Consider the following 3,442-nt stretch of genomic DNA (forward strand, 5'->3'; position numbering starts at 1 on the left):
CCGTCGAGGCGACCTTCGATGGTCACGAGCGCGTCTGGGTATCGGCGCCGGACACCAGTGCCGAAACACCCACCCGTGAAATCATCTCGGAAATCTTTCCCGATGCCGAGGTTCGAAGCCATTTCGAAGAGCACGAGCACGCGGCGTTGGTCGACACTACGAAGGCACGAAACCTGTTCGACTGGACTCCCGAGTGGAGCTGGCGACGATTGGCATAACAGTGTAGATAGTGGGGCTACCGGATAATAGCACGTAGAAGGAGTTCCGATTGGAAAGTAAAGTCTTCGCGAAAGGGAATCACGTCTTGCGGTGTCCCCCAGATATCCCGAGAAGTAACGTCACATCGTCGAACTCTCGTCAGTCGTCGTCGTGACGACGGGACGCTCGAAAACGTACTGAGTCATCGCTTCGACCGCGATATCCACAAACTCCGTTGTAAGTCGAGCTACTGCGCGGTCGATATCGACGTCCATGAGCGAAACGACGGCCCACGGTGAGACGAACGACTCTCGATTCAGTGTGCCCGCCTCGAATGCGTTCGCCAGTGAGCGGCTTTCGGGATACTCTTTGGTGGTGATTCCAAGAGCAATGTACTGTTGTCTATCAAATGGGTGCCCGTCACCACTGATGATCACATACGGCCGTCGGGGTGTATTTCCAAACGGGTCCGAAGCAACGACGATAGTACCGCGGTCATACACTACTCCTTCTCCGTTGAGGTTCCGTCCTGTTGTTGCTCATCGATATCCGGGATGTCAGCGTCCCAGTCCGGATTCTGATCGTAGTAGTCGCCCTCGAATTGCATCGCAACCGTTTCTAATCCGATGAGGCTTGCCGTGTGAGCATCATAGGCTTCCGGATTGATCGCCCAATATTCTCCCTTATGACGAACGAGCCCTCGGGATTCGAGTCGGCTCAACGTCGTCCCGACACTCCCACGAGGAATGTTGAGTTCTTCGGCTATCTCCCCGGCACGAAACCCTAAATCCGGCTGCTCGGCGAGAAATTCGAGGATATCCCGTCCGTTCGTGTCTTCGTTCGGTAAATTCGTCGGATGGTAGCTTTCGAAATCGACGGGCATGTGTAACAGTATGTAATAGAAAGTAATAAGACTGCGGTTGCAGATGATCCCATTCACACTGGATTCGGTCTCCGTTCCAGTAAATGGGTGGAAAAACGGCATCATCGGACGTGTCGAAACGCGCGGCCAAACTGTTCTCCTTCGACGTTGATAGCCGGATTCGTAGAAATCACCAACGAAAGCCACGAGTACCGATTCGGGTACCTCTACGTGTCGTGTTCTCGTTGAATCGGATCAATTGTCTCCCAATTTTATATCGCTTGTCGTTGTATGCCCCTCTATGTCTTCAGAATCGTCGAGATTTGATCCGCAGGCATTCGGATTGGCGTGTGGACTGCTCTGGGCTAGCGCAGTTGCAGCCCTCGGTGTTACCGCTCGGGTTGGGTGGGGAAAACGATGGGAACGGCTGCTCTCCGACGTATATCGTGGCTACAACGAGACTATCATCGGACTCGCTATCGGAGCCATCTGGGCGTTTTTCGATGCACTCGTTGGTGGCTATGCCTTTGCCAAGTTGTACAATCGTCTCCTCCAAGACTGACGATACCGTACCCTGATGTGTTCAGGAACGCGTGACGGTATCGGTGTTCACGCCATGCCGTTTTCGACAACGTTCCATTCCTCGATTGCGGATCCGAAATCCAAGCGTCGGAACGGTTTGCGCGGCTACTCGGTGAGTAATCGCCGAAGGACGAGATGGAGGATACCGCCGTTTTCGACGTATCGAACTGCTGCGGGCGTCCCCACTTGCGCGGTCACCGGGAACTCGACTGTCGAACCGTCCCCGCGCTCGGCGACAACTGTGAGTTCGTCCTTGACGTCGAGTCCATCGTCGAGACCGTGAATGGAGAACGTCTCGGACCCGTCGAGACCGAGCGACTCCCACGAATCCCCGCTCTGGAACTGGAGCGGCAGGACGCCCATGCCGACGAGGTTGTCGCGGTAGATGCGCTCGTAGCTCTCCGCGATGGTCGCCGCCACGCCCAGCAGGTCGGTTCCTTTCGCCGCCCAGTCACGGCTCGACCCGGTTCCGAACTCCGTCCCGGCGGCGACGACGAGCGGGGTTCCGTCCGCCCGATAACGCTCGGACGCCTCGAAGACGGTCGTCTCTTCGCCGGTCGGTTGGTGGATGGTGTAGCCGCCCTCCACGTCGTCCAACATCTCGTTCTCGATGCGCACGTTGGCGAACGTGCCGCGCATCATCACCTCGTGGTTGCCGCGCCGCGACCCGTAGGTGTTGAATTCGTACGGTTCGACGCCGTGGTCGAGGAGCCACTGCCCTGCGGGGAGGTCCGGTCCGAAGGGACCGGCGGGACTGATGTGGTCCGTGGTTACGGTGTCGCCGAGCAGCATGAGACAGCGCGCGTCCTCGATGTCCGCGACGCCGGGTTCCTCCAGGGGGAAGTCCTTGAAGAACGGCGGTTCGCGGATGTACGTGGACTCCTCGTCCCACTCGTACACGTCTCCGGTCGGCGCTTCGAGGCCCTTCCAGCGCTCGTCGCCCTCGTACACGGAGGCGTACTTATCCTCGAACATCGACGTGTCCACGCTGTCGTGAACGGCCGCGTGAATCTCGTCGGACGACGGCCAGAGGTCGGCGAGGTAGACCGGTTCGCCGTCGTCGTCCGTCCCGACCGGTTCGCGTTCGAGGTCGATGTCCATCCGTCCCGCGAGGCCGTAGGCCACGACCAGCGGTGGGCTGGCGAGGTAGTTCGCGCGAATCTTCGGGTGGATGCGCGCCTCGAAGTTCCGGTTGCCGGAGAGGACGCTCGTCGTCCAGAGGCCGTGTTCGTCGATGGCGGTCTCGATGGGGTCCGGAAGCGGTCCGGCGTTGCCGATACAGGTCGTACAGCCGTATCCGACCACGTTGTACCCCAAATCTTCGAGGTACGGGAGGAGGCCGGAGGCGTCGAGGTACTCCGTGACGACGCGGCTTCCCGGCGCGAGGCTCGTCTTCACGTAGTCGGGGACGTCGAGGCCGCGGTCGACGGCGTTCTTGGCGAGCAGTCCCGCGGCGAGCATCACCGAAGGGTTCGAGGTGTTCGTACAGCTCGTGATGGCGCTGACGACCACGGAGCCGTGGCCGATCTCGACCTCCGACCCATCGTCCATCTCGACGGACACGCGCTTCGTGAGTTCGCCAAGGTCTGGTTCCTCGGGCGCTTCCGCCGTTCCCGGCTTCGTCACCGTTCCTCCGTCCGTGGACGCGCCGGTTCCCTCCGCGTTTCCACCGCCGCCGCCCTCGCCGAGCCAGCGGGTGATAGCTTCTTCGTCCGCGTCATCACGTTCGTCTCCGAACTCGTCGTAGAGCAGGTTTCGGAAGTGGGTCCGCATGTCGCCCATGGGAACGCGGTCTTGGGG

Annotated in this window: 4 protein-coding genes and 1 pseudogene; 2 read left to right on the forward strand and 3 right to left on the reverse strand. The window is 59.8% G+C overall.

Annotated features, from left to right (window positions below):
• Positions 1-218 (forward strand): annotated as a pseudogene (locus tag WBV42_RS00150) (NAD-dependent epimerase/dehydratase family protein); the annotation flags it as partial.
• A gap of 120 nt (positions 219-338) precedes the next feature.
• Here the strand turns inward: WBV42_RS00150 and WBV42_RS00155 are convergent.
• Both WBV42_RS00155 and WBV42_RS00160 read right to left on the reverse strand, forming a co-directional pair.
• Complete coding sequence (locus tag WBV42_RS00155) at positions 339-473, reverse strand: hypothetical protein (RefSeq protein ID WP_423984247.1); 135 nt, start codon at positions 471-473, stop codon at positions 339-341.
• 227 nt (positions 474-700) lie between these two features.
• Positions 701-1,081, reverse strand: coding sequence for a MarR family transcriptional regulator (locus WBV42_RS00160; protein ID WP_423984250.1), 381 nt, complete (start codon positions 1,079-1,081; stop codon positions 701-703).
• 280 nt (positions 1,082-1,361) lie between these two features.
• Between WBV42_RS00160 and WBV42_RS00165 the strand changes: the two genes are divergently transcribed.
• A complete protein-coding gene (locus tag WBV42_RS00165; protein WP_423984248.1) occupies positions 1,362-1,622 on the forward strand; it encodes a bacteriophage holin in 261 nt (86 codons plus the stop codon).
• A gap of 125 nt (positions 1,623-1,747) precedes the next feature.
• Here WBV42_RS00165 and acnA read toward each other — a convergent pair.
• The coding region (gene acnA, locus WBV42_RS00170; RefSeq protein WP_423984249.1) for an aconitate hydratase AcnA at positions 1,748-3,442 on the reverse strand (1,695 nt) is incomplete at its 5' end.

Origin of the sequence: Haladaptatus sp., from assembly GCF_049589095.1 — an archaeon.
GTDB lineage: Archaea > Halobacteriota > Halobacteria > Halobacteriales > Haladaptataceae > Haladaptatus.